The sequence below is a fragment of the Kribbella sp. genome (assembly GCF_035655035.1).
Lineage (GTDB): Bacteria > Actinomycetota > Actinomycetes > Propionibacteriales > Kribbellaceae > Kribbella.
On record NZ_DASRVN010000190.1, the window covers coordinates 1 to 24,254 of the forward strand.

Annotated in this window: 21 protein-coding genes; 1 reads left to right on the forward strand and 20 read right to left on the reverse strand. The window is 68.7% G+C overall.

Annotated elements, in window-relative coordinates; genetic code table 11:
* The 4 genes from VFF46_RS11055 to VFF46_RS11070 all read right to left on the reverse strand — a co-directional run.
* Window positions 1–483: XdhC family protein (locus VFF46_RS11055; protein WP_325036986.1), on the reverse strand; the 483-nt coding region annotated here is incomplete at its 3' end.
* Window positions 476–958: a (2Fe-2S)-binding protein gene (locus VFF46_RS11060; protein ID WP_325036987.1), complete on the reverse strand. Its 483-nt coding sequence runs from the start codon at window positions 956–958 to the stop codon at window positions 476–478. The genes VFF46_RS11055 and VFF46_RS11060, both read right to left, overlap by 8 nt.
* A 6-nt stretch (window positions 959–964) precedes the next feature.
* Window positions 965–3,283, reverse strand: coding sequence for a molybdopterin cofactor-binding domain-containing protein (locus tag VFF46_RS11065; RefSeq protein WP_325036988.1), 2,319 nt, complete (start codon window positions 3,281–3,283; stop codon window positions 965–967).
* 159 nt (window positions 3,284–3,442) lie between these two features.
* Window positions 3,443–4,630 (reverse strand): helix-turn-helix domain-containing protein, encoded by a 1,188-nt coding sequence (locus VFF46_RS11070; RefSeq protein WP_325036989.1) that lies wholly within the window; start codon window positions 4,628–4,630, stop codon window positions 3,443–3,445.
* A gap of 82 nt (window positions 4,631–4,712) precedes the next feature.
* Between VFF46_RS11070 and VFF46_RS11075 the strand changes: the two genes are divergently transcribed.
* Window positions 4,713–6,218 carry a phospholipase D-like domain-containing protein gene (locus tag VFF46_RS11075; RefSeq protein WP_325036990.1) on the forward strand — a complete coding sequence of 502 codons (1,506 nt, stop codon included), beginning with the start codon at window positions 4,713–4,715 and terminating at the stop codon, window positions 6,216–6,218.
* On the opposite strand, the gene VFF46_RS11080 is transcribed toward VFF46_RS11075, so the two are convergent.
* The 16 genes from VFF46_RS11080 to VFF46_RS11155 all read right to left on the reverse strand — a co-directional run bounded on the left by VFF46_RS11080 (window position 6,215) and on the right by VFF46_RS11155 (window position 24,114).
* Window positions 6,215–7,237 (reverse strand): polyprenyl synthetase family protein, encoded by a 1,023-nt coding sequence (locus tag VFF46_RS11080; RefSeq protein ID WP_325036991.1) that lies wholly within the window; start codon window positions 7,235–7,237, stop codon window positions 6,215–6,217. The genes VFF46_RS11075 and VFF46_RS11080 overlap by 4 nt on opposite strands.
* Window positions 7,234–8,814, reverse strand: a complete 1,581-nt coding sequence (gene nuoN, locus VFF46_RS11085) for an NADH-quinone oxidoreductase subunit NuoN (protein ID WP_325037024.1) — start codon at window positions 8,812–8,814, stop codon at window positions 7,234–7,236. The genes VFF46_RS11080 and nuoN overlap by 4 nt, the downstream gene beginning before the upstream one ends.
* A 5-nt stretch (window positions 8,815–8,819) precedes the next feature.
* Window positions 8,820–10,343, reverse strand: coding sequence for an NADH-quinone oxidoreductase subunit M (locus VFF46_RS11090; RefSeq protein ID WP_325036992.1), 1,524 nt, complete (start codon window positions 10,341–10,343; stop codon window positions 8,820–8,822).
* A complete protein-coding gene (gene nuoL / locus VFF46_RS11095; protein WP_325036993.1) occupies window positions 10,340–12,208 on the reverse strand; it encodes an NADH-quinone oxidoreductase subunit L in 1,869 nt (622 codons plus the stop codon). Before nuoL ends, VFF46_RS11090 begins: the two co-directional genes overlap by 4 nt.
* Window positions 12,209–12,219: 11 nt before the next feature.
* Window positions 12,220–12,519 (reverse strand): NADH-quinone oxidoreductase subunit NuoK, encoded by a 300-nt coding sequence (nuoK, locus tag VFF46_RS11100; RefSeq protein WP_130441814.1) that lies wholly within the window; start codon window positions 12,517–12,519, stop codon window positions 12,220–12,222.
* Window positions 12,516–13,352: an NADH-quinone oxidoreductase subunit J gene (locus VFF46_RS11105; protein ID WP_325036994.1), complete on the reverse strand. Its 837-nt coding sequence runs from the start codon at window positions 13,350–13,352 to the stop codon at window positions 12,516–12,518. Before VFF46_RS11105 ends, nuoK begins: the two co-directional genes overlap by 4 nt.
* Window positions 13,349–13,897, reverse strand: coding sequence for an NADH-quinone oxidoreductase subunit NuoI (nuoI, locus tag VFF46_RS11110; RefSeq protein ID WP_325036995.1), 549 nt, complete (start codon window positions 13,895–13,897; stop codon window positions 13,349–13,351). The genes VFF46_RS11105 and nuoI overlap by 4 nt, the downstream gene beginning before the upstream one ends.
* Window positions 13,890–15,215, reverse strand: coding sequence for an NADH-quinone oxidoreductase subunit NuoH (gene nuoH / locus VFF46_RS11115; RefSeq protein WP_325036996.1), 1,326 nt, complete (start codon window positions 15,213–15,215; stop codon window positions 13,890–13,892). Before nuoH ends, nuoI begins: the two co-directional genes overlap by 8 nt.
* 73 nt (window positions 15,216–15,288) lie before the next feature.
* Window positions 15,289–17,718 carry an NADH-quinone oxidoreductase subunit G gene (locus VFF46_RS11120; RefSeq protein ID WP_325036997.1) on the reverse strand — a complete coding sequence of 810 codons (2,430 nt, stop codon included), beginning with the start codon at window positions 17,716–17,718 and terminating at the stop codon, window positions 15,289–15,291.
* Complete coding sequence (nuoF, locus tag VFF46_RS11125) at window positions 17,715–19,022, reverse strand: NADH-quinone oxidoreductase subunit NuoF (protein ID WP_325036998.1); 1,308 nt, start codon at window positions 19,020–19,022, stop codon at window positions 17,715–17,717. The genes VFF46_RS11120 and nuoF overlap by 4 nt, the downstream gene beginning before the upstream one ends.
* Before the next feature lie 2 nt (window positions 19,023–19,024).
* Complete coding sequence (gene nuoE / locus VFF46_RS11130; RefSeq protein ID WP_325036999.1) at window positions 19,025–19,756, reverse strand: NADH-quinone oxidoreductase subunit NuoE; 732 nt, start codon at window positions 19,754–19,756, stop codon at window positions 19,025–19,027.
* A complete protein-coding gene (locus tag VFF46_RS11135) occupies window positions 19,757–21,094 on the reverse strand; it encodes an NADH-quinone oxidoreductase subunit D (RefSeq protein WP_325037000.1) in 1,338 nt (445 codons plus the stop codon).
* Window positions 21,094–21,801 carry an NADH-quinone oxidoreductase subunit C gene (locus tag VFF46_RS11140; protein WP_325037001.1) on the reverse strand — a complete coding sequence of 236 codons (708 nt, stop codon included), beginning with the start codon at window positions 21,799–21,801 and terminating at the stop codon, window positions 21,094–21,096. The genes VFF46_RS11135 and VFF46_RS11140 overlap by 1 nt, the downstream gene beginning before the upstream one ends.
* Window positions 21,798–22,352 carry a NuoB/complex I 20 kDa subunit family protein gene (locus tag VFF46_RS11145; RefSeq protein WP_131286677.1) on the reverse strand — a complete coding sequence of 185 codons (555 nt, stop codon included), beginning with the start codon at window positions 22,350–22,352 and terminating at the stop codon, window positions 21,798–21,800. Before VFF46_RS11145 ends, VFF46_RS11140 begins: the two co-directional genes overlap by 4 nt.
* 1 nt (window position 22,353) lies before the next feature.
* Entirely contained in the window at window positions 22,354–22,713 is a 360-nt protein-coding gene (locus VFF46_RS11150; protein WP_209692643.1) for an NADH-quinone oxidoreductase subunit A, read from the reverse strand.
* Between the two features lie 87 nt (window positions 22,714–22,800).
* Window positions 22,801–24,114 carry a geranylgeranyl reductase family protein gene (locus VFF46_RS11155; RefSeq protein ID WP_325037002.1) on the reverse strand — a complete coding sequence of 438 codons (1,314 nt, stop codon included), beginning with the start codon at window positions 24,112–24,114 and terminating at the stop codon, window positions 22,801–22,803.
* Between the last annotated feature and the right edge of the window lie 140 nt (window positions 24,115–24,254).

The following is a 24,254-nucleotide window of genomic DNA, read 5'->3' on the forward strand; positions in this document are numbered from 1 at the left end:
CAACGCATCCTCGACCACCGCGGCATCCAGCCCAGGATCCCCCAGCCCACCAGCCGTCTCGGCACCGACGACGAGGCGACGGCCGAGGTGTTCGCCGGCGGTGACCACGGTTGCGACCGCCACCGGACGCCCCGACTCGATCGCCTCGGCGACCGCGGCAAACTCCGGGTACGACGTGGGGTCGACCGGCTCGACCAGTACGTCGAGGATGCCGCCGCACGTCAGCCCGATCGCGAACACGTCGTCGTCGGAGATGCCGTACCGGCGTACCACCGGGACCCCGGTGCGGATGACCTCCTGCGCCACCGCGTACACGTCACCCTCGACACACCCGCCCGACACACTGCCCGCGACCACACCGCCCGCGGACACCGCCATCGTCGCACCGGGCTGGCGCGGCGCCGACCGGAACGTGTCGATCACCGTCGCCAGCGCGAACCGCCCGCCGTACCACTCGCGGGCGGTCGCGAGGACGTCACGCACCCATGTGCTCCGCGCCGGCCTGCACCGCTTCGCGGATCCGCGAGTACGTGCCGCAACGGCAGATGTTCCGCAGCTCGTCGAGGTCCGCGTCCGTGATCGCGCGGCCCTCCGCCTGGGCCTTCCGGACCAGTGCGGTCGCGGCCATGATCTGCCCGGGCTGGCAGTACCCGCACTGCGCCACGTCGTACTCGAGCCAGGCCTCCTGCATCGGGTGCAGGTCCTTGCCGACGGTCGCCGGCAGCCCCTCGATCGTGGTCACCTCGTCGGTCGGCGCGATGTCCTTCACCTGCACCGAGCACGGGTTGAACGCCTTGCCGTTGATGTGCGAGGTGCACGACTTGCAGACGTTCAGCGCGCACCCGTACTTCGGGCCGGTGACGCCGAGCAGGTCGCGCAGCACCCACAGCAGCCGGACGTTGTCCTCGACCTCGACGCTGACCTGCTTGCCGTTGAGCTTGAAAGTGTGCGTAGGCATGATCCCTCAGAACGTGTGGTCGAGGCCGTCGGTCGGCGACTGCGGGGTGGACGGCTGCACCGGCAGCGGCTCGAACCCGAGCGTGCCGTGGTTGATCGGGAAGTACGTCGGCATCGTGCCGGTGGCCCGTGCGTACGCACACGCGATCGCGGCGAAGGCCGGCGCCACGGCCAGCTCGCCGGCACCGCTCGGGCTGTCGCTGGTGTTCGGCATGATCACCACCTGCACGTCGAGCGGCGTGTTCCATTCCCGGGTGTAGAAGTAGTTGTCCCAGCTGCCCTCGAGCGGGATGCCGTTCTTGATGTGCAGACTGGACGTGAGCGCCAGCGCGATGGCGTCCTGCAGGCCGCCGAACATCTGCGCCTCCAGGCCCTTCGGGTTGATGCAGAACCCGGGGTCGACGACGATCACCGCCTTGGTCACCCGCGGCCCGGTCACGCCCTCGACGGGCAGCGGCCGGTTCACCGTCGCCGGCCGGCAGTCGATCTCGACCAGCGTCGCGACCGCGGCCCGGTACTCCGAGTGCACGCCGATGCCCTGCGCCGTACCCTTCGGCATCGTCTTGCCCCAGTTGCCGACCTCGGCCGCCTTGTTCAGTACGGCGAGCAACCGCTGGTCCTTGAGGAAGCTCCGGCGGAAGCGGACCGGGTCCTGGCCCAGCTTCGCGGCCAACTGGTCGACGACGAGCTCCTCGGCGCAGACCACGTTCGGCGAGTAGATGTTCCGCATACTGCCGGTGTTGAACTTCAGGGGAACCTCGTTCAGCAGCTGCGTCGTGACGCCGAAGTTGTACGGCGAGGACTGGCTGAGCTCGAAGATCGACTCCGCGAACGACAGGTTGCCCGCGATCGGGAGATGCGCGGCGTACGCCGTGAGCATCTCGCCGAGGCCGTGACCGAAGTCCGTCTGCACGCTGGTGTGCCGCTGCTCGTAGCTGAGCACGTTCCCGGCCAGGTAGTTCACCCGGACCCGCGACGTACTCATCGGGTGCGTCCGGCCCTGCCGGAAGTTGTCGGTCCGCGACCAGGACAGTTTGACCGGCTTGCCCATCTTCTGCGAGATCTCCGCCGCCTCGGCCGCGACGTCGTGGAACAGGTGCCGGCCGAACGAACCGCCGCCCTGGACGACGTGCACCGTGACCGCGTCGATCGGCAGCCCGAGCTGCTTGGCGATGTCCTCCTGGGCGACGATCGGGACCTTGAGGCTGGACCAGATCTCGGCGCTGTCCGGGCGGACGTCGGCGATCGCGCAGTCCGGCTCCAGCGGGCTGTTGCTGGCGAACGCGAACACGAACTCGGCGTCGATCGTCTTCGACAGCAGCGGCGGCACGGCCATCGGCAGCTGAGCCGCCCGCAACTTGGCCAGCACGGTCGCGTCGGACTCGTCGTCGACGGTGCCCGGTCCCCAGGTAGCGTCGACCTTCTGGATCGCGTCGATGCACTGGCCGAAGGTGTCCGCCCGGATCGCGACACCGTGGGCGATCCCAACGACATCGGTGACACCCGGCAGCGCCCGCAGCGCGGTGAGGTTGTTGATCGACCGCAGCGTGCCGTTGATCGTCGGCGGCCGGGCCACCATCGTCGGCTTCGCGCCCGGCACCTGCATATCCATCGCGAACTGCTTGCGGCCGGTGACGATGTCGTGCGCGTCGACCCGGTTGTGCGGCTTGCCGAGCACCTTGAAGTCGGCGTTGGACTTCAGCTGGGCGGTCACCTTCAGCGTCTTCGTGACGGCGGCGGCCGTGGCCAGCGAGCCGTACGTCGCGGTCAGCCCGTTCGGCCCGGTCAGCACTCCGGCGGCCGCGGTGACCTTGTCGACCGCGACGCCCCATTGCAGTGCCGCAACCTCGACCAGGCGCTGCCGGGTGATCGCGGCGGCCGTACGGACCGGGACGTACATGCTGCGCATCGAGTTCGACCCGCCGGTCAGCTGGTTCATCAACAGCTCCGGGCGGGCGTCCGCGAGGCCGATCTCGACCTTCTCGATCGGCAGGTCCAGTTCCTCGGCGACGATCATCGCGACCGCGGTCGTGATGCCCTGCCCGACCTCGGCGCGCGGCACCGCGAAGTGCGCCGTACCGTCGGGGCGGAGCTGGACCGTGATCAGGCCGGACGTCGGCGCGGCCGCCAGGTTCTGCAGGTCACCGAGGTCGAAGATGTCCTCCGGCTGCGGCAGCGACGGTACGGCGGCGTCGGCCGGCCGCGGGTCGGTGTCGTTGACCAGCCAGCTCACCCCGACCGCGAGCGTCGGCGCGGCGATCAGGTATCCCAGGACGCGCCGGCGTCCCAGCAGACCGCGTCCGCCCGACTCGCTTGGTGCGTCCAACGATCGGCGATGTCCGGTACTGCGTTCGACCATTGGGTGACCTCCGTGCTCGAGCAATGCTGGGAACGCAGTCTGGCACCGCCGGCAAGACCGCGGGATGGCCGCAATGCCCAGGTTTTCGGCGCCTTCACTGTGCACAACGCACAGGCAGGCGTTCGGTCACGCGGGAAAGAGCCGAAAGGCCTTCAGTGCAAGGCCGAGCTCCAACTGGAACCCGTCGTCGGTGAGGTCACGCCCGGTGATCTGCTCGACCCGGTGCAGGCGGTTGATGACCGTGTTCCGGTGACAGTGCGCAAGCTCCGCCGTACGCCGAACGGATCCGGCGGCCAGCACCCACTTGTCCAGGGTGTCCAGTAATAGTTCGCGTTCCGGGGCGGAAACCGTTGTCAACGGCACCAGCCAGGCCCGGATCAGTTGGTCGGCGAGCTCCGGTGCGCTGAGCAGGAGCGCTTCGGGGAGCCGCTCGGGCAACGCCGCAACGTCGATCTGACCGGCGGTGAGGGTACGGCGGGCCAGCATCGCCTGCCGGTACGCGACATCCACCTCGGCCAGACCTGCGACCACGCCGGACAGGCCGGCAGGCGCATCCACGAGTTGCCGCAGCAGCCGCAGCACCGCAGCTGCGGATTCGGTGCCGAGGGCAAGCAATCCGACGACGGTCTGCGGCCGCACCTGCCACGCGGACGCGACCCGGACACCGGCCAGCCGGCGCGCGAACGACGTCGTCGTACAGTCGTCGTCGACCAGGTTGTCGATCGCGACCACGACGTACGGCCCGTTCACCGGTACGTCGAGCACGCTCGCGGCGTCCTGCACGAACGCGCGGTTCGCCCGCCCCTGCAGCAGGCCCTCCCAGAGCGTGGACCGGCGTTGCTCGTCGGCGCGGACCAGGTACCGTTCGGCGGCGTGGTACGCGGTGGCGACCTGCGAGGACGTCCGGTCGACGACCTCCCACACCTTTCCGGCCACGTCGAGCAGCACCTCGGACTCGGCCGTCCCCTGCGCGCGGGCCTCGTCGATCAACGCCTCCCACACCAGCCGCCCGCCGAGCCGGAACGACTTCAGTACGTCGTCCAACGGCATCCGCTGCTCCGCCCGCCGCCGGCCCGTCGCCTGCGCCGCGTCGAACCGGTCGTCGCCACTGGCAATCATCTGCACGACCCGGGCAACGTTGTCATGACACGACCGCCACAAGTCCTGCCGCGGCACCGAATCCAGCTCCAGGTACGCCGGATTCTGCGCGTAGATCGTCGCCACCAGCCGATCCGTCAAGACCGGCAGCCGCCCCAGCACACACTGCGCCAACGACTCGACCGTCAGCACTCCAGGATCCACAGCCTTACCCATAGTCGGCACAGCATCGCACACAGTCGCCGTGCCGCACAGGCCTCGACTCATACGTGGAGGCGATCGCGGGAACTGGTGGACGGTGACCCACGACTGGTTCCTGACAGCAGCCGAGCGGGGCAACCCGGCCACGGACATCGACGCCTGGACCGAGGACAACCTGGTCCGGCCGCTGATGCACGGGGCGACGTACTTCCGGCGCCTGTACGACGAACTCCGCGCACTGCAGCGGGGTGACCAGGTGTTCTTCACCGACTGGCGGGGCGACCCGGACGAGATCCTGTGCGACGGCGGTCCGTCGATCGGCCAACTGCTGTGCGACCTGGCCCGCTCGGGCGTGCAGGTACGGGCGCTGCTCTGGCGATCGCACTCCGACCGGCTCAGGTTCAACTCGCAGGAGAACCAGCACCTCGGCACCGAGCTGAACGAGGCCGGCGGTGAGGTCCTGCTCGACCAGCGGGTCCGCAGGCTGGCCTCACACCACCAGAAGCTGTTCGTGATCCGGCACCGCGACGACCCGGCCGCCGACCTCGCGTTCGTCGGTGGCATCGACCTGTGTCACGGGCGGCGCGACGACGACCGGCACCTGGGCGATCCGCAGGCCGCGCCGATGGATCCACGCTACGGATCCCGGCCGCCCTGGCACGACGTGATGCTCGAGCTCCATGGCCCGGTCGTGGGCGAGCTGTTGCGGTGCTTCGTCGAGCGATGGGACGATCCGCACCCGCTGGACCGGCGTACGCCGTACCGGATGGTGATGCAGCGACTGGCCCGGATGCCGCGGCACCCTGGCGAGCTGCCGGAGGCCACCGCCGACCCGCCACCGGCCGGCTCGCACGCCGTCCAGGTACTGCGGACCTATGCGCACAAGCATCCGGGGTTCCCCTTCGCGCCGCGCGGTGAGTACTCCGTCGCCCGCGCCTACTTGAAAGCGTTCGGCCGGGCTAAGTCGCTCATCTACCTCGAGGACCAGTACCTGTGGTCCGCCCCGGTTGGTGAGGCCCTCCGGGATGCGCTCGATCGATCACCGGAGCTACGGATCATCGCGGTCGTACCGCGGTACCCGGACCAGGACGGCGGGCTCAGCGGGCCGCCGTCCCAGCAGGCCCAGCTCGAGGCGCTGAGTCGGCTGGACTCCGACCGGGTGGCGGTCTACGACCTGGAGAACGAGGACGGCGTACCGATCTATGTGCACGCGAAGGTGTGCATCGTCGACGACAGCTGGATGACCTGCGGATCGGACAACTTCAACCGCAGATCCTGGACCAACGACAGCGAGCTGACCTGCGCGATCGACTCCCCCGACCTCGCCCGATCACTGCGAACACAACTCTGGACCGAGCACCTGGGCATCGCCGACCCCGACCTGGATCCGTCCACCGGCTTCACCCAGTGGCAGACGGCCGCCGCAACCCTCGACCAGTGGTACGCCGACGACCGCCGGGGCCCACGCCCACCCGGCCGAATCCGCCCCCACCACCCAAACCCACTCGGCCGCGCCACGTCCCGATGGGCAGGCTGGCTCGCGCATCACGTCTACGACCCCGACGGCCGCCCTCACCTCGCTCGGAGGCGCAACACCTTCTAAACGGAGCGGGTGACGACCAGGTCGCAGAGGGCGTCGAGGGCGTCGCGGGCGGGGCCTTCTGGGAGGGTGGTGAGGAGTTTGCGGGCGTCGGCCGCGCGGCGGCGGACGTCGTCCTCGGCCTGGCGGAAGGACGGGTGGGCCCGGAGCAGGTCCAGGGTCTCGGTCAGGCGGGCGTCGTCGGACAGGTCCGAGTCCAGGAGCTCCAGGAGGCGCGCGTCGGTGGGGTTCCCGGGGTCGGCCTGGGCGCGGAAGATCAGCACCGGCAGGGTCGGTACGCCCTCGCGCAGGTCGGTGCCGGGAGTCTTGCCGGACTGGTCGGACTCCGAGGCGATGTCGAGGATGTCGTCGGCGAGCTGGAACGCCATGCCGATCTCCTCGGCGAAGGTCTGCAGCGCCTGCTGGATCTCCTCGGAGGCGCCGGCGAACCGGGCGCCGAACAGCACCGACGTCGCGAACAGCGAGCCGGTCTTGTCGGAGATCACCGACAGGTAGTGCTTGAGCGGGTCCTGGCCCTCGCCGACGCCCAGGGTCTCCCGGATCTGGCCCTCGACCAGCCGGCCGAACGTGCGGGCCTGGATCCGGACCGCCTCGGGCCCGAGGTCCGCGACCAGGTCGGAGGCCCGGGCGAACAGCCAGTCGCCGGACAGGATCGCGATCGAGTTGTCCCAGCGGGCGTTCGCCGTCGCCGAGCCGCGGCGCAGCGCCGCTTCGTCCATCACGTCGTCGTGGTGCAGGGTCGCGACGTGCGTCAGCTCGACGACCGCCGCGGCCTTCACCACCTCGGCCGCGGCCGGGTCCGGCCCGAACTCGGCCGCCATCAGGACCAGCAGCGGCCGGAAGCGCTTGCCGCCGACGAACATGACGTTCTGGGCCGCGGCGGTGACGAACGGTGCCTCGGACTGGCTGGAGTCACGCAGTACCTGCTCGACGGCGTCCAGGCCGGCGCGAACCCGGGACTCGAGGCCGGCGTCGGCGAACTCGAGTCCCAGGCTCTCGGCCGGCAGCGGGGTCGGACTCAACGGATGAACTCACCAGCTCGGGCCGCCAGGTCCAGCACCGGTCCGGGAACCAGACCGAGGACCACCGTGGCGGCGAGACCCAGCGCCACCGCCGACGTGGTCTGCCAACCCGGCAGCGCCACGTCCGGCGCGTCGGCCGGCAGGTCGGAGAAGAACATCAGCACGATCACGCGAATGTAGAAGAACGCGGCAACCAGGCTGGACAGTACGGCGACCACGACCAGCGGCCACGCACCGCCGGTCCACGCCGCGCTGAAGACCGCCCACTTGCCGGTGAAGCCCGCGGTCAGCGGGATACCGGCGAAGGACAGCAGGAAGAACGCGAAGATCCCGGCCAGCAGCGGCGACTTCTTGCCCAGGCCCGCCCAGCGGGACAGGTGCGTCGCCTCGCCGCCCGCGTCCCGGACCAGCGTGACGACCGCGAACGCGCCGATCGTCGGGAAGCCGTACGACACCAGGTAGAACAGCACCGCCTGGGTCGAGGTGATCCCGTTGTGCACGCCGTTGCCCGCCTGCGCGAGGCCGACGAACGCGGTCAGCAGGAAGCCCGCGTGCGCGATCGACGAGTACGCGAGCATCCGCTTCACGTCGGTCTGGGTGATCGCGACGATCGAACCGACCACCATGGTGAGGATCGCGACGATCCACATCATCGGCGCCCAGTCCCAGCGCGTTCCGCCGAGCCCGACGTAGAAGACCCGCATCAGGCCGACGAACGCGGCGATCTTGGTGCAGGCCGCCATGAAGCCGGTGACCGGCGTCGGGGCGCCCTGGTACACGTCCGGGGTCCAGGAGTGGAACGGTACGGCGCCGACCTTGAACAGCATGCCGACACCGAGCAGACCGGTACCGGCCAGCAGGATCGTGTCGCCACCGGTCTGGGTGCCGAGCGCGTCCGCGATCCCGCCGAGCGACATGGTGCCGGCGTACCCGTAGAGCAGCGCGATCCCGAACAGCAGGAACGCCGACGAGAACGCGCCGAGCAGGAAGTACTTCATCGCGGCTTCCTGCGAGATCAGCCGGCGACGCCGCGCCAGGCCGCAGAGCAGGTAGAGCGGCAGCGAGAAGACCTCGAGCGCGACGAACAGGATCAGCAGGTCGTTCGACGCCGCGAACAGCATCATGCCGCCGACCGCGAACAGCGTCAGCGGGAAGATCTCGGTGTGCTCGATGCGGGCTGCCGTACCCTCCCGCTCGGCCTCCGAGCCCGGCACCGCGGCCGCCTGGCCGGCGAACGCCGACAGCCCGCCGTCGATCGACCGCTCGGCGAACAGCAGCACGCTGATCAGCGTCAGCGCCAGCAGGATGATCCAGGTGAACAGCGCCGGGCCGTCGATCGCGATCGCGCCCTGGGCGGCGATCAGTTCCTTGCCCTTGTGCATCTCGAAGCCGGTCAGTACGCCGGCCGCGACCACGGCGACCACCGTGATCGCGAGCTGCACCAGGTGCCGCAGCGGCCGCGGCAGGAACGCCTCGACCAGGACGCCGACGGCAGCCGCACCGAAGACGACGAACAGCGGAGCCAGTTCGCCGTACTCGATGCTGGGCTTCGTGAAGTCCGCCAGCGGCAGCAACATCGCGGTCACTTCTGTCCCTCCGTCACGGGGATCTGCGGTGCCTTGTCGGTCACGCCCACCCGCTGCATGGTCGAGTCGACCGCGGGCTTGATGATGTCGACGATCGGCTTCGGGAAGATGCCCAGCCCGATGATCAGGATCACGAGCGGTGCGATCGCCAGCACCTCACGCGGGTTCAGGTCCTTCAGCTTCTCGATGCCGTCCCGGACCGGGCCGGTCATCGTGCGTTGGTACATCAGCAGGATGTACAGCGCGGCCAGCACGATACCGAGGACCGCGATCACCGCGATCACCTTGTGCCGGCTGAACGTCCCGGCCAGCACCATGAACTCGGAGATGAACGGCGACAGACCGGGCAGCGCCAGGCTGGACAGGCCGGCGAACAGGAACGTCCCGGCCAGTACCGGCGCGACCTTCTCGACCCCGCCGTAGTCCGCGATCCGGGCCGACCCGCGCCGGGAGATCAGGTAGCCGGCGACCAGGAACAGCGCGGCCGTGGAGAGACCGTGGTTGAACATGTACAGCGTCGACCCGGTCAGGCCCTGCGACGTCAGCGCGAAGATGCCCATCACGATGAAGCCGAAGTGCGAGATCGAGGTGTACGCGATCAGCCGCTTGATGTCGGTCTGGCCGATCGCCAGCAGCGCGCCGTACAGCACCGAGATCAGCGCCAGCACCAGGACCACCGGGGTGGCCCAGTGGGACGCGTTCGGGAACAGGCCCAGGCAGAACCGGATCATCCCGAAGGTGCCGATCTTGTCCAGGATGCCGACCAGCAGCACCGACGTCCCCGGCGTCGCCTCACCGGCCGCGTCCGGTAGCCAGGTGTGGAACGGCACCATCGGCGCCTTCACCGCGAACGCGAAGAAGAACCCGAGGAACAGCCAGCGCTCGGTGTTCTGCCCCATGTCCAGCTTGACCATGTCGGACAGCAGGTACGACGGGGCGCCGTGCTTGGCGGAGACGACGTACAGGCCGACGACCGACGCCAGCATCAGCAGACCGCCGAGCAGCGAGTACAGCAGGAACTTGACCGCGGCGTACGAACGCTGCGGACCGCCGAAGCCGCCGATCAGGAAGTACATCGGGATCAGCGTGGCCTCGAACAGCACGTAGAAGAGGAACACGTCGGTCGCGGAGAAGACCCCGATCGACAGTGCCTCCAGGCCGAGGATCCAGGCGAAGAACGACTTCTCCGACCAGCGGCCGTGCGCGGCGTCGTTCCAGGACGCGATGATCACGATCGGCGAGAGCAGCGCGGTCAGCACCACCATCACGATGCCCAGACCGTCCAGGCCGAGCGCGTAGTGCGCGCCGAAGGCCTTGATCCAGGTGTGCGTCTCGGCGTAGTCCGCGGCACCGTTGCGGTGGTACCCGATCGCGACGATCACGGTCAGTACCAGCGTCACGAGCGAGAACCCGAGCGCGACCTGCTTGGCCGTCAGCGCCTTCGCCTTCGGCACCAGCATCGTCGCGATGGCCCCGACGAACGGCAGGAGCAGTAACAGGGTCAGCCAACCGATGTTCACGACAACCTCACCGCGAGGAGGGCGACGACCACGAATGCGGCGCCGAAGACCATGCTGAGTGCGTACGAACGGACGAAGCCCGTCTGGAACCGGCGGAGCCGGCCGGACAGTCCGCCGAAGAGTGCGGCCAGCCCGTTCACCAGGCCGTCGACGCCCCGGTTGTCCAGCCAGACCAGCGTCCGGGTCAGGTACTGCCCGGGACGCATGAAGAGCGCCTCGTTGAGCGCGTCGCCGTACAGGTCACGCCGCGCGAACGTGGTGACCGGCGAACCGGCCGGGGCCTCCCGCGGGATGTCCCTGCGGTACATCAGCACCGCGATCGCAATGCCCACCGCGACCACCGCGAGGGTGATGATCGTCATCACCGTGGCGTTCAGCGGCGGGTGCGCCTCCTCGTGGCCGACGATCGGCTCGAGCCAGTTCACGATCCAGTGGCCGACGAAGTACAGCGCACCACCGCCGAGCGAGAGCGCCGCCAGGATGATCAGCGGCCACGTCATCACCTTGGGTGACTCGTGCGGGTGCACGTCCTCGGCCCAGCGCTTCTTGCCGAAGAACGTCATCAGCATCACCCGCGACATGTAGAACGCGGTGATGCCGGCGCCGAGCAGCGCGCACAGACCGATCACCGTGTTGTCCGCGAACGCGGCCTCGATGATCTTGTCCTTGCTGAAGAAGCCGGCCCACGGCGGAATACCGAGGATCGCCAGGTAGCCGAACGCGAACGTGACGAAGGTGATCTTCATCGGCGTCCGCAAGGCACCGTAGTGCCGCATGTTCACGTCGTCGTTCATGCCGTGCATGACCGAACCGGCACCGAGGAACATGTTGGCCTTGAAGAAGCCGTGCGTGAGCAGGTGGAAGATCGCGAACACGTACCCGACCGGGCCGAGGCCGGCGGCCAGCATCATGTAGCCGATCTGGCTCATCGTCGAACCGGCCAGCGCCTTCTTGATGTCGTCCTTGGCGCAACCGATGATCGCGCCGGCGAGGGCGGTGACCGTACCGACGATCACCACGGCGGTGGACGCCGCGTCGGTGACCGCGTAGATCGCGTGCGAGCGGACCACCAGGTAGACGCCGGCGGTGACCATGGTCGCCGCGTGGATCAGCGCCGACACCGGGGTCGGGCCTTCCATCGCGTCCAGCAGCCAGGACTGCAGCGGCACCTGCGCGGACTTGCCGCAGGCCGCCAGCAGCAGCATCAGGCCGAGCAGCGTGGCCCACGTCTTGGACAGGTGACCGGCGCCGGCGTTCACGGTCGAGAAGGCCGAGGAGCCGAACAGCGCCCACATGCTCATCACCGCGAGCGAGAGGCCGATGTCACCGACCCGGTTCACCACGAACGCCTTCTTCGCGGCGACCGCGGCCGAGTTCTTGTGCTGCCAGAAGCCGATCAGCAGGTACGACGCCAGACCGACGCCCTCCCAGCCGACGAAGACCAGCAGGTAGTCGGCGGCCAGCACCAGCAGCAGCATCGAGGCGATGAACAGGTTCAGGTACCCGAAGAACCGGCGCCGCCGCGGGTCGTGCTCCATGTAGCCGATCGAGTAGATGTGGATCAGCGAACCCACACCGGTGATCAGCAGCACGAACAGGATCGACAGCGGGTCGATCAGCAGCGTGAAGTCCACCTTGATGTGGCCGACCGAGAACCACTCGAACAGCCGGACCGTGGTGGACCGCTCGCTGCCGGCCTTGCCCTGCATCTGGAAGAACAGCACGACGCCGAAGGCGAAGGAGATCACCGGCGCCAGCGTGCCCAGCAGGTGACCCCACGCGTTGGTGGCCTTGCCACCGAGCAGCAGGATCGCCGCGGACAACGCCGGTACCGCGACCAGCAGCCACGTCAGCTCATGACTCATCGGTTGCTACCTCAGTACTTGAGCAGGTTGGCGTCGTCGACCGAGGCCGAGCGACGGGTGCGGAAGATGGCCATGATGATGGCCAGCCCGATAACCACCTCGGCCGCGGCCACCACCATCACGAAGAAGGCGGCGATCTGACCGTCGAGGTTGCCGTGCTGGCGGGCGAAGCTGACGAACGCGAGGTTGGTCGCGTTCAGCATCAGCTCGACGCACATGAAGACGACGATCGCGTTCCGGCGGACCAGCACGCCGAGTGCGCCGATACTGAAAAGGATCGCCGCGAGCACGATGTACGGCTCGGTACTCACTTCTTCTCCTCCTCGCGGAATCCGGTCAGGTCGGTGCTCTCCGCCTCGGCCGGGTACGCCTCGCCCAGGTCGAGCTCGCGGACCTCTTCGACGTCCGCGCGCTCCTCGGCTTCGGGGAACACGGTGCCACGTGCCTGCAGGACGCGCGAAACCGAGGTCGGTGCGATCGACCCGTCCGGCAGCAGCGCCGGGGTGTCGACGGCGTTGTGCCGGGCCAGCACGCCGGGGGTCGGCAGCGGGCCGGGGTGGATGCCCTGCTCGGCGTACTTGCGGATCCGCTCCTCGGCGTGGTCGCGCTGCGTCTTCTTCTTGGTCAGCCGCTCGCGGTGCGCCAGCATCATCGCGCCCATCGCCGCGGTGATCAGCAGCGCCGAGGTGACCTCGAAGGCGAACACGTACTTGCCGAACAGCAGCTGCGCGATGCCCTTCGGGTTGCCGTCCGGCTGCGCGTCGGCGAGGCCGGTCGGGTGCCCGTAGATCGCGTTGCCGACCGCGGCGATCAGCAGGATGCCGAAGCCCAGGAACGCGATCCCGGCCAGCAGCCGCTGACCGCGGATGGTCTCGACCAGCGAGTCGGACGCGTCGACGCCGACCAGCATCAGCACGAACAGGAACAGCATCAGGATCGCGCCGGTGTAGACGATGATCTGGACGGCGAACAGGAACGGCGCGTCCAGCGCGGCGTACTGCACCGCGAGGCAGATCATCACCGTCGCCAGCAGCAGCGCCGAGTGCACCGCCTTGCGGACCAGCACCATGCAGATCGCGGCCAGGATCATGACCGGGGCCAGCAGCCAGAACGCGACCTGCGGGCCGGTGACGAGAGTGATCACTTCGCGTCACTCCCCTCGGTGTGCGCCGCCGCGCCGGTCAGACCGAGGTAGTAGTCCTTCTCGGTCTTGCCCAGCTGCATCTCGTGCGGCGGCTCCTGCATGCCCGGGAGCAGCGGTGCCAGCAGGTCCTTCTTCTCGTAGATGAGGGACTCGCGGGTGCTGTCGGCCAGCTCGTACTCGTTGGTCATGGTGAGCGCCCGGGTCGGGCAGGCCTCGATGCACAGACCGCAGAGGATGCAGCGCAGGTAGTTGATCTGGTACACCCGGCCGTACCGCTCGCCCGGCGAGAACCGGTCGCCCTCGGTGTTGGAGGCGCCCTCGACGTAGATCGCGTCCGCGGGGCAGGCCCACGCGCACAGCTCGCAGCCGATGCACTTCTCCAGCCCGTCCGGCCAGCGGTTCAGCTGGTGGCGGCCGTGGAACCGGGGCGCGGTCGGCTTCTTCTCGAACGGGTACTGCTCGGTGAACACCTTCCGGAACATCGTCCGGAAGGTGACACCGAAACCGGCTACCGGGTCCCAGAGGGACTCCTTGACACTAGCCACGGCTGCCTTCCTTGCTGAGACTGTCGTCGGTCTTGCTCTGGCTCGGAGTGGTGACGGCCATCGGTGGTGGCACCGGGAAACCGCCGGCGAAGGCGTCGAAGTCCTTGCCGTCGGCAACCTCAGCCTTCTCGGGCTTGGGCTTGGCCGGGACGAACATGCTGACGATCGCGATCACCAGCACGATCGCGGCCGCGACCAGCAGCGTGGTGCGGCTGAAGTTCGTCTCCCGGCCGACCGCGCGGACGGTGGCGACCAGCAGGATCCAGACCAGTGAGACCGGGATCAGGATCTTCCAGCCGAGCTTCATGAACTGGTCGTAGCGCAGTCGCGGCAGCGTCCCGCGCAGCCAGATGTAGAAGAAGATGAAGCACATCAGCTTGCCCATGAACCACAGCACCGGCCAGAAGCCGGAGTTCGCGCCGCTCCACAGCGAGATCGGCCACGGTGCCCGCCAGCCGCCCAGGAACAGCGTGGTGGCCAGCGCGGACACGGTCGCCATGTTGATGTACTCGGCCAGGAAGAACATCGCGTACTTGATCGAGGAGTACTCGGTCAGGAAGCCCGCGACCAGCTCGCCCTCGGCCTCCGGGAGGTCGAACGGCGCCCGGTTGGTCTCGCCGACCATCGAGATCACGTAGATCACGAACGACGGGAACAGCAGGAACGCGTACCACCCGGGCAGCGGGATCGACGCCCCGAACCAGTGCACGGTCTGGTGCCCCTGCGCGGCCACGATCTCCGAGGTGGACAGCGAGCCGGCGAACAGGAACACCGTGACCAGCGCCAGGCCCATCGCGACCTCGTACGAGATCATCTGCGCGCTGGACCGCAGACCACCGAGCAGCGAGTACGTCGAGTTCGACGACCAGCCGCCGAGCACGATGCCGTAGATGCCGATCGAGGCGACCGCCATCACGTACAGCACCGAGACCGGCAGGTCGGTGAGCTGCAGCCGGGTGTAGACGTCGGTGCCCGGGATCTTGACCGTCGGCCCGAACGGGATCACCGCGAAGGTGAGGAAGGCCGGGATGGCGACGATCGCGGGCGCCAGGACGAAGACCACCTTGTCGACGCCCTTGGGCATCAGGTCTTCCTTCAGCATCAGCTTGACGCCGTCGGCCAGCGACTGCAGCAGACCGAAGGGGCCGTGCACGTTCGGGCCGATCCGGTGCTGCATCCGCGCAACGACCCGGCGTTCCCACCAGATGTTGAAGAGCGTCAGCACCACCAGGAAGACGAAGATGAACAGCACTTTGATGAGAATGACCCACCACGGGTCATGCCCGACGCCTGCGTCAGGTACCGCGAGCGGCATCATGCGAGTCCTCGCTTCGCTGCGGGCACGCATGATGCGGGCATGCTGCGCCTGATGATGAACTCGCTGCGCTCGTTCATGAGTTCCCTCCGGCGATCGTCACGATCGAGCCATGGTCGGCGTGCAGTGAACGGCGGACGTGGGAGTCGGCCGAGTTCGTCGGCAGCCAGACCACGTTGTCGGTCATCGGGGTGATCACCACCGGCAGCCGGATGCTGCCGGCGTCGGTGCTCACCACCAGCTCGTCCCCGTCGGCGACACCGATCCGGTGCGCGGTGGTGACCGAGATCCGGGCGACCGGCGTCCGCGCGGTCGCGGTCAGGTGCGGCTCACCGTCACAGGCGCGGCTGTCGTCGATCAGCATCCGCCAGGTCGCGAGCCGGGTGGAGTCGAACGCGCCGAGCGCCGGACCGGCCTGGTACGTCGGCTCCTGCGCGCGGTCGCCGTCCCAGCGGCCGAGCTCGTCGAACTCCTGCTTCGCGCCCCCGGGGGTGCTGAAGCCGAGCGACAGGTCCATCTCCCGCGCCAGCGCGGCCAGGGCCCGGGTGTCCGGCATCGCGGCGGGCACCTTGAGCACCACCGGGAACGGCCGCTCGCGGCCCTCCCAGTTCACGAAGGTGCCGGACTTCTCCACCGGCGGTACGACCGGGAACACCACGTCGGCGTACTCGGTGACCTGCGAGTTGCGGACCTCGAAGCTGACCACGAACGGCGCCGCCTCGAGCGCGGCCAGCGCCGCGGCCGGGTCCGGCAGGTCGTCGATCTCGACACCCGCGACCACCAGCGCCTGCAGGGAGCCGGCGCTCGCGATGATCTCGTTCAGGTCCTTGCCGGTCTCGGCCGGCAGGCTCTCGACGCCCCAGGCGGCCTGCATGTCGACCCGCGCCTGCGGGTCGGTGACCAGCCGGCCACCGGGCAGCAGGCCCGGCAGGCAGCCGGCCTCGAGCGCGGCCCGGTCACCCGCACGCCGCGGGATCCAGGCCAGCTGCGCGCCGGTGTCGAGCGCCAGCCGGAGCGCGGCCGAGTACCCGCCCGGCGCGTTCGCCAGCCGCTCGCCGACGACGATGATCGAGTCCGCACCGAGCGCGGCCCGGGCCGCCGCGCCGGCCTCACCGGCGTTGCCGAGATCGGACAGTACGGCGGCCTCGGTGCCGGGCGACGCCGGTACGACGACCCCGTCGAGCTTCTCCACACCGCGCGACGCGTACGCCGCCAGCGTGAATACCTTCGTGCCGTGCTTCCGCACGGCCTTGCGGACGCGCAGGAATACCGTCGGCGCTTCCTCTTCCGGCTCGAACCCGGCGAACAGCACCGTGTCGGCCTTCTCCAGGTCCGTGAACGTCGTACCGAGACCCGTACCGGCCACCGCGGCGGCCAGGAAGTCGGCCTCCTCGGCGGAGTGCGGGCGGGCCCGGAAGTCGATGTCGTTGGTGCCCAGCGCGACCCGGGCGAACTTCGAGTACGCGTAGGCGTCCTCGAGGGTCAGCCGGCCGCCGGTCAGCACCGCCGCGTCGCCGTGCGCGTCCTTCAGCTTCGCCGCAGCGAACGTCAGCGCCTCCGGCCAGGACGCCGGCCGCAGCTCGCCGTCCTCGCGGATCAGCGGGTGCGTCAGCCGGTCGCCGGTGGTCGCGTACTGGAACGCGAACCGGTCCTTGTCGGAGATCCACTCCTCGTTGACCTGCGGGTCGTTGCCGGACAGCCGGCGCATCACCTTGCCGCGCCGGTAGTCGACCCGGATCGCCGCGCCGGAGGAGTCGTGCTCGGCCACCGACGGCACCGACACCAGGTCGAACGGCCGGGAGCGGAAGCGGTACGCCGCGCTGGTCAGCGCGCCGACCGGGCAGATCTGGATGGTGTTGCCGGAGAAGTAGCTCTCGAAGGGCTCCTTCTCGTAGATGCCGACCTGCTGCAGCGCGCCGCGCTCGATCAGCGCGATGAACGGGTCACCGGCGATCTGCTCGGAGAACCGGGTGCAGCGCGCGCACAGGATGCAGCGCTCGCGGTCCAGCAGCACCTCGGCTGAGATGTTGATCGGCTTCGGGTAGGTCCGCTTCACCTCGGTGAACCGGGTTTCGCCGGCCCCGTTGGACATCGCCTGGTTCTGCAGCGGGCACTCGCCGCCCTTGTCGCAGACCGGACAGTCCAGCGGGTGGTTGATGAGCAGGAACTCCATCTGCCCGTGCTGTGCCTTGTCGGCCACCGGCGAGCTCACCTGGGTCCGGACCACCATGCCGTCGGCGACGGTGATCGTGCAGGAGGCCTGCGGCTTCGGCATCCCGCGGCCGTTGCCGGCGTCGGTGATCTCCACCAGGCACTGCCGGCAGGCGCCGACCGGGTCCAGCAGCGGGTGGTCGCAGAACCGCGGGATCTGGATCCCGATCTGCTCCGCGGCCCGGATCAGCAGGCTGCCCTTGGGAACCTTGACCTCGATGTCGTCGATGGTCACGGTGACCAGATCGGTCCGCTCCACCTCGGCACCTGCCGGTGGGTTGGCTTGGATCGTCATGCGCTAGCTCCAGCGGTCGCGAAGACAGTGCTTGCCATCGGGTCGAACGGGCAGCCGCCGTGCTCGAAGTGCGCCAGGTACTCGTCCTTGAAGTGCTGGATCGAGCTGGTGATCGGCGCGGTGGCGCCGTCACCGAGGGCACAGAACGAGCGGCCGAGGATGTTCTCGGACAGGTCGAGCAGGGTTTCCAGGTCCTCCTCGGAGCCCTTGCCCGCCTCGAGGCGCTCGAGGATCTGCACCAGCCACCAGGTGCCCTCGCGGCACGGGGTGCACTTGCCGCAGGACTCGTGCTTGTAGAACTCGGTCCAGCGCAGTACGGCGCGCACCACGCAGGTGGTCTCGTCGAACATCTGCAGCGCCTTGGTACCGAGCATCGAGCCGGCCCCGCCGACACCCTCGTAGTCCAGCGGGATGTCGAGGTGCTCAGCGGTCAGCAGCGGCGTCGACGAACCACCCGGCGTCCAGAACTTCAGCTGGTGGCCCTCGCGGATCCCGCCGGCCATGTCGAGCAGCTCGCGCAGCGTGATGCCGAGCGGCGCCTCGTACTGCCCCGGGCGGGTGACGTGCCCGGACAGCGAGTACAGCGTCATGCCCTTGGACTTCTCGGTGCCCATCGAGCCGAACCAGTCCGCGCCGTTCTTGATGATCACGGGAACGGAAGCGATCGACTCGACGTTGTTGATGACAGTGGGGCACCCGTACAGACCGGCGACCGCCGGGAAGGGAGGACGCAGCCGAGGTTGACCGCGACGTCCTTCCAGCGAGTCCAGCAGCGCCGTCTCCTCGCCGCAGATGTAGGCGCCGGCGCCGGCGTGCACGATGACGTCCAGGTCGTAGCCGGTGCCGAGGATGTTCTGGCCGATGTAGCCGGCGTCCTTGGCCTCCTGGACCGCCTGCTGCAGCCGGCGGATCACGTGCAGCACTTCACCGCGCACGTAGATGAAGGCCGCCGAGGCGCGGATCGCGTAGGACGCGATGATGACGCCCTCGACCAGCGTGTGCGGCGAGGCCATCATCAGCGGGATGTCCTTGCAGGTGCCCGGCTCGGACTCGTCGGCGTTCACCACCAGGTACTTCGGGTTCGGGTTGTCCTGCGGGATGAACGACCACTTCATCCCGGTCGGGAAGCCCGCGCCGCCGCGGCCGCGCAGGCCGGAGTCCTTGACGGTGGCAACGACGTCGGCCGGCTGCATCGCGAGCGCCTTGCGGAGGGCGTCGTACCCGCCGGTGCGCTGGTACGACGCCAGCTGCCAGGCGTTGATCTGGTCCCAGTTGTCGGACAGGACCGGGGTCAGCGTGGTCATGGTCAGCCCTCCTTCGGGGTCTCGGAGCCGTTCGGGGCCGACCAGTTGCGCTCGCGGGCGAGCCGGAGACCGGCCAGCGAGGCCTTGCCGCCGGTCGGGCCCTCGTCGGCGCGGCCGTCGGGGTACCCGGCGAGCACCCGCTCGGCCTCGCGCCAGGTGCAGATGGTGGCGCCGCGCGGCGACTTCACCTCGGTACCGGCCCGCAGGTCGTCGACCAGCTGGGTGGCCGACTCCGGCGTCATGTCGTCGAAGAACTCCCAGTTGACCATCATCACCGGCGCGTAGTCACAGGCCGCGTTGCACTCGAGGTGCTCGAGGGTGACCTTGCCGTCCTCGGTGGTCTCGTCGTTGCCGACGTCCAGGTGCTGCTTCAGCCGCTCGAAGATCAGGTCGCCGCCCATCACCGCGCACAGCGTGTTCGTGCAGACGCCGACGTGGTAGTCGCCGACCGGGCGGCGCTTGTACATCGTGTAGAAGGTGGCCACCGCGGACACCTCGGCGCCGGTCAGCCCGAGCACGTCGGCGCAGGCCTCGATGCCCTCCGGGGTGACCCGGCCCTCGACCGACTGCACCAGGTGCAGCATCGGCAGCAGCGCGGACCGGGCCTGCGGGTACCGGGCCGCGATCTCGCGCATCTCCGCGATCGTGGTCTCGGTGATCTTCGAGTCGCCGGTGCTGTACGGCACCGTCTTGTCGGTAGCAGTCGTATGTGACTGGCTGCTGTTCTCGGCCATTTAGCGGTCCACTCCACCCATCACCGGGTCAAGGCTGGCGACGGCGACGATCACGTCGGCGACCTGGCCGCCCTCGCACATGATCGGCATCGCCTGCAGGTTTGCGAAGGACGGGTCACGGAAGTGCACCCGGAACGGCTTGGTGCCGCCGTCGGAGACGACGTGCGCACCCATCTCGCCACGCGGCGACTCGATCGCCACGTAGGCCTGGCCGGCCGGGACCCGGAAGCCCTCGGTGACCAGCTTGAAGTGGTGGATCAGGGCTTCCATCGACTCGCCCATGATGTGCTTGATGTGGTCGAGCGAGTTGCCCATCCCGTCGGCGCCGACCGCCAGCTGGCTCGGCCAGCCGATCTTCTTGTCGGCGACCATCACCGGCTCGCCGTCCATCTTCTCCAGCCGGTCGGCGCACTGCTCGACGATCTTCAGCGACTCGTGCATCTCCTGCAGCCGGACCCGGAAGCGGCCGTAGGCGTCGGAGGAGTCCCAGGTCGGTACGTCGAAGTCGTACGTCTCGTAGCCGCAGTACGGCTGGGTCTTGCGCAGGTCCATCGCGTACCCGGTGGAGCGCACCGTCGGGCCGGAGATGCCGAGCGCCATGCAGCCGGCCAGGTCCAGGTAGCCGACGTTCTGCAGCCGGGCCTTGAAGATCGGGTTCGCGTTGCAGAGCTCGGCGTACTCCGGGAGGTGCTTGTTCATCCAGGTGATGTACTCGCGGATGTTGTCCAGCGCACCCGGCGGCAGGTCCTGCGCGACGCCGCCCGGCCGGATGAACGCGTGGTTCATCCGCAGGCCGGTGATCAGCTCGAACAGGTCCAGGGTCTTCTCGCGCTCGCGGAAGCCGATCGTCATCACGGTCAGCGCGCCGATCTCCATACCGCCGGTGGCGATACAGACCAGGTGGCTGCTGATCCGGTTGAGCTCCATCAGCAGCACGCGCATGACGTTCGCCTTCTCCGGGATCTGGTCCTCGATCCCGAGCAGGCGCTCGACCGACAGGCAGTACGCCGCCTCGTTGTAGAACGGCGACAGGTAGTCCATCCGGGTGACGAACGTGACGCCCTGCGTCCAGGAGCGGAACTCCATGTTCTTCTCGATACCGGTGTGCAGGTAGCCGATGCCGCAGCGGGCCTCGGTCACGTTCTCACCGTCGAGCTCCAGGATCAGCCGCAGTACGCCGTGCGTGGACGGGTGCTGCGGGCCCATGTTGACGACGACGCGCTCTTCGGGCTCCTCGCCGAGACCGGAGACGACCGAGTCCCAGTCCTGGCCGGTGACCGTGAAGACCTTGCCCTCGGTGGTGTCGCGGGTGGTCGCGTAAGGGTCGGTAGTGGTCATCAGTTGTAAGACCTCCGCGTGTCGGGCGGTGGGATGACAGCGCCCTTGTACTCGACGTCGATACCGCCGAGCGGGTAGTCCTTGCGCTGCGGGTGCCCCGGCCAGTCGTCGGGCATCAGGACCCGGGTCAGCGCCGGGTGCCCGTCGAAGACGATGCCGAACATGTCCCAGGTCTCCCGCTCGTGCCAGTCGTTGGCCGGGTAGACCGAGACGATCGACGGGATGTGCGGGTCGCCGTCGGGCGCCGCCACCTCCAGCCGGATCCGGCGGTTGTGGGTGATCGAGAGGAAGTGGTAGACGGCGTGCAGCTCGCGGCCGGTCTCGTGCGGGTAGTGCACCCCGCTGACACCGGAGCAGAACTCGAACCGCAGCGCCTCGTCGTCGCGCAGCTGCTGACACACCTCGACGAGGTTCTCGCGCTTGATGTGCAGCGTCAGCTCGCCGCGGTCGACGACGACCTTCTCGATCGCGCCCGCGGTGGTCAGGCCCTCGAGCCGGTCCACCGCGCCGTCGAACCAGGAGCCGTACGGCCGCGGGGTCGCGCCGGGCAGCGCCACCTGGCGCTTGAGCCCGCCGAAGCCGGAGGTGTCCCCGGTACCGCGGACACCGAACATGCCCTCGCGCTGGTCGATGACCTCCGCCTGCGGCGTCTGCGCGTCACTCGCCGCCGAAGTCGCCGGAAGGTTCTCGGGCTGGGAGTCGGTCATCGCAGCAGCCCCTTCATCTCAATGGTCGGGGCGGCGGTCAGGGCCGCGGCCTCCTGCTCGGTCTGCAGCGCCTTCTTGTGCGCGCCGAGCTTCATGTGCTGGATCTGGTCGTGGATCTTCAGGAACGCGTCCAGCAGCATCTCCGGCCGCGGCGGGCAGCCGGGCAGGTACATGTCGACCGGGACCACGTGGTCCACGCCCTGCACGATCGCGTAGTTGTTGAACATGCCGCCCGACGACGCGCAGACGCCCATCGCCAGCACCCACTTCGGGCCGGGCATCTGGTCGTAGATCTGGCGCAGGACCGGAGCCATCTTCTGGCTCACCCGCCCGGCCACGATCATCAGGTCGGCCTGCCGCGGCGACGCCCGGAAGACCTCCATGCCGAACCGCGCGGCGTCGTACCGCGGCGCCCCGGTGGTCATCATCTCGATGGCGCAGCAGGCCAGCCCGAAGGTTGCCGGCCACAACGAGGCCTTGCGCATGTAGCCGAGCAGTCCTTCGACGGTGCTCAGCAGTACGCCGGCCGGAAGCTGTTCCTCAAGACCCATGTCAGTCCCACTCCAGTCCGCCGCGGCGCCACACGTAGGCGTACGCGACGAAGACGGTGACGATGAAGATGACCATCTCGACCAGCCCGAACAGTGCCATCTGGTCGAAGGCGACGGCCCAGGGGTAGAGGAAGATGATCTCGATGTCGAACACGATGAACAGCATCGCGGTGATGTAGTACTTCACCGGGAAGCGGCCACCGCCGACCGGCTGCGGGGTCGGTTCGATGCCGCACTCGTACGAGTCCAGCCTGGCCCGGTTGTACCGCTTCGGGCCGACCAGCGCACTCACGGTGATGCTGCCCGCCACGAAGAGCAGCGCGAGCACACCAAGAGCAAGAATCGGTGTGTAGGGGTGCATCGCTGCGTGCTCCCTCCTTCAGCCGGTGATCTGTCTGTGTCAGTTGTTATCAGTACCGCTGTGGCTCACTGCACCCGCCCCGCCGCTTCAGGCGGCGGGGGCCAGCTTGGTGAGCCCGTTGATGATCTTGTCCATCACGTCGCCGTCGCGCGGGTCGGTGAGGTTGGCAAGCAACTTCAGGGTGAACTTCATCAGGGTGGTGCGCGGCAGACCGTACTTGGTGCACAGCCGCATTACCTCCGGATTTCCGATCAGCTTCACGAAGATCCGGCCGAGCGTGTAGTAGCCGCCGTACTCCTGCTTGAGCGCCTTCGGGTACGCCGACAGCGCGCGCTCGCGCTGGTTCGGCTGCCGGCGCAGCGCCTGGGCGGCGACCTCGGCGGCGAACGCCCCGGACTCCATCGCGTACGGGATGCCCTCGCCGTTGAACGGGTTGACCATGCCGCCGGCGTCGCCGAGCAGCATCAGGCCGCGGGTGTAGTGCGGCTGCCGGTTGAAGCCCATCGGCAGCGCCGCCCCGCGGATCGGGATGGTCTGGTACTCGTCCCGGAACTGCCACTCGTCCGGCGTCACCTTCAGCCACTGCTTCAGCAGGTCGGCGTAGTCGACCTTGCCGAACGCCTCGGAGGTGTTCAGGATGCCGAGCCCGACGTTCACGGTGCCGTCACCCATCCCGAAGATCCAGCCGTACCCGGGCAGCAGCACCTTGCCGCCGGGCTGCTTCGGGTCGTCGGCCCACAGCTCCAGCCAGGACTCGAGGTAGTCGTCGTGCGTCCGCGGACTGGTGAAGTACGTCCGGACGGCGACCCCCATCGGGCGGTCGTCGCGCTTGTGGATGCCCATCGCGATGCTCAGCCGGGACGAGTTGCCGTCGGCCGCCATCACCAGCGGCGCCCGGAACTCGACGTCGTCGCCGGCCCGCCGGCCGTTGTCGTCGACCGGCTTCGCCGTGACGCCGACGATGTTGCCCGCGGCGTCCAGGACCGGGCCGGTGACGTTGGTCCGCTCGCGCAGCCGGGCGCCGGCCTTCTCGGCCTGCCGGGCGAGCATCTCGTCGAAGTCCATCCGGTTCCGGGTCAGGCCGTAGTTCGGGTGGCTGGCCAGGTCCGGCCAGTCGAGCTGCAGCTGGTGCCCCGCGCCCTGGATCCGGAGGCCGTAGTTACGGATCCAGCCGGCTTCCTCGGAGATGTCGATGCCCATGTTGATCAGCTGCTTGGTGCCGCGCGGGGTGAGCCCGTCGCCGCACACCTTTTCCCGCGGGAACGCGGTCTTCTCCAGCAGCAGTACGTCGAGACCGGCGTTCGCCAGGTGGTACGCGGCGGCCGAGCCGGCGGGTCCGGCACCGACGACGATCACATCGGCGGTCTCCGCCTGCTGCCCGCTCGGCACGCTCTGGCTCATCTCTCCGGCCTGGATGTTCTTGGGGGGCGTGTGCGCTCGTGAACGACTTCACGAGCACTCTTCACTCGACAGTCTAGGACTGCCTGACGTCGACACGAAACTCGCCCCGACCGCCTTGCAGGCAAGCAAATTACGCTTAA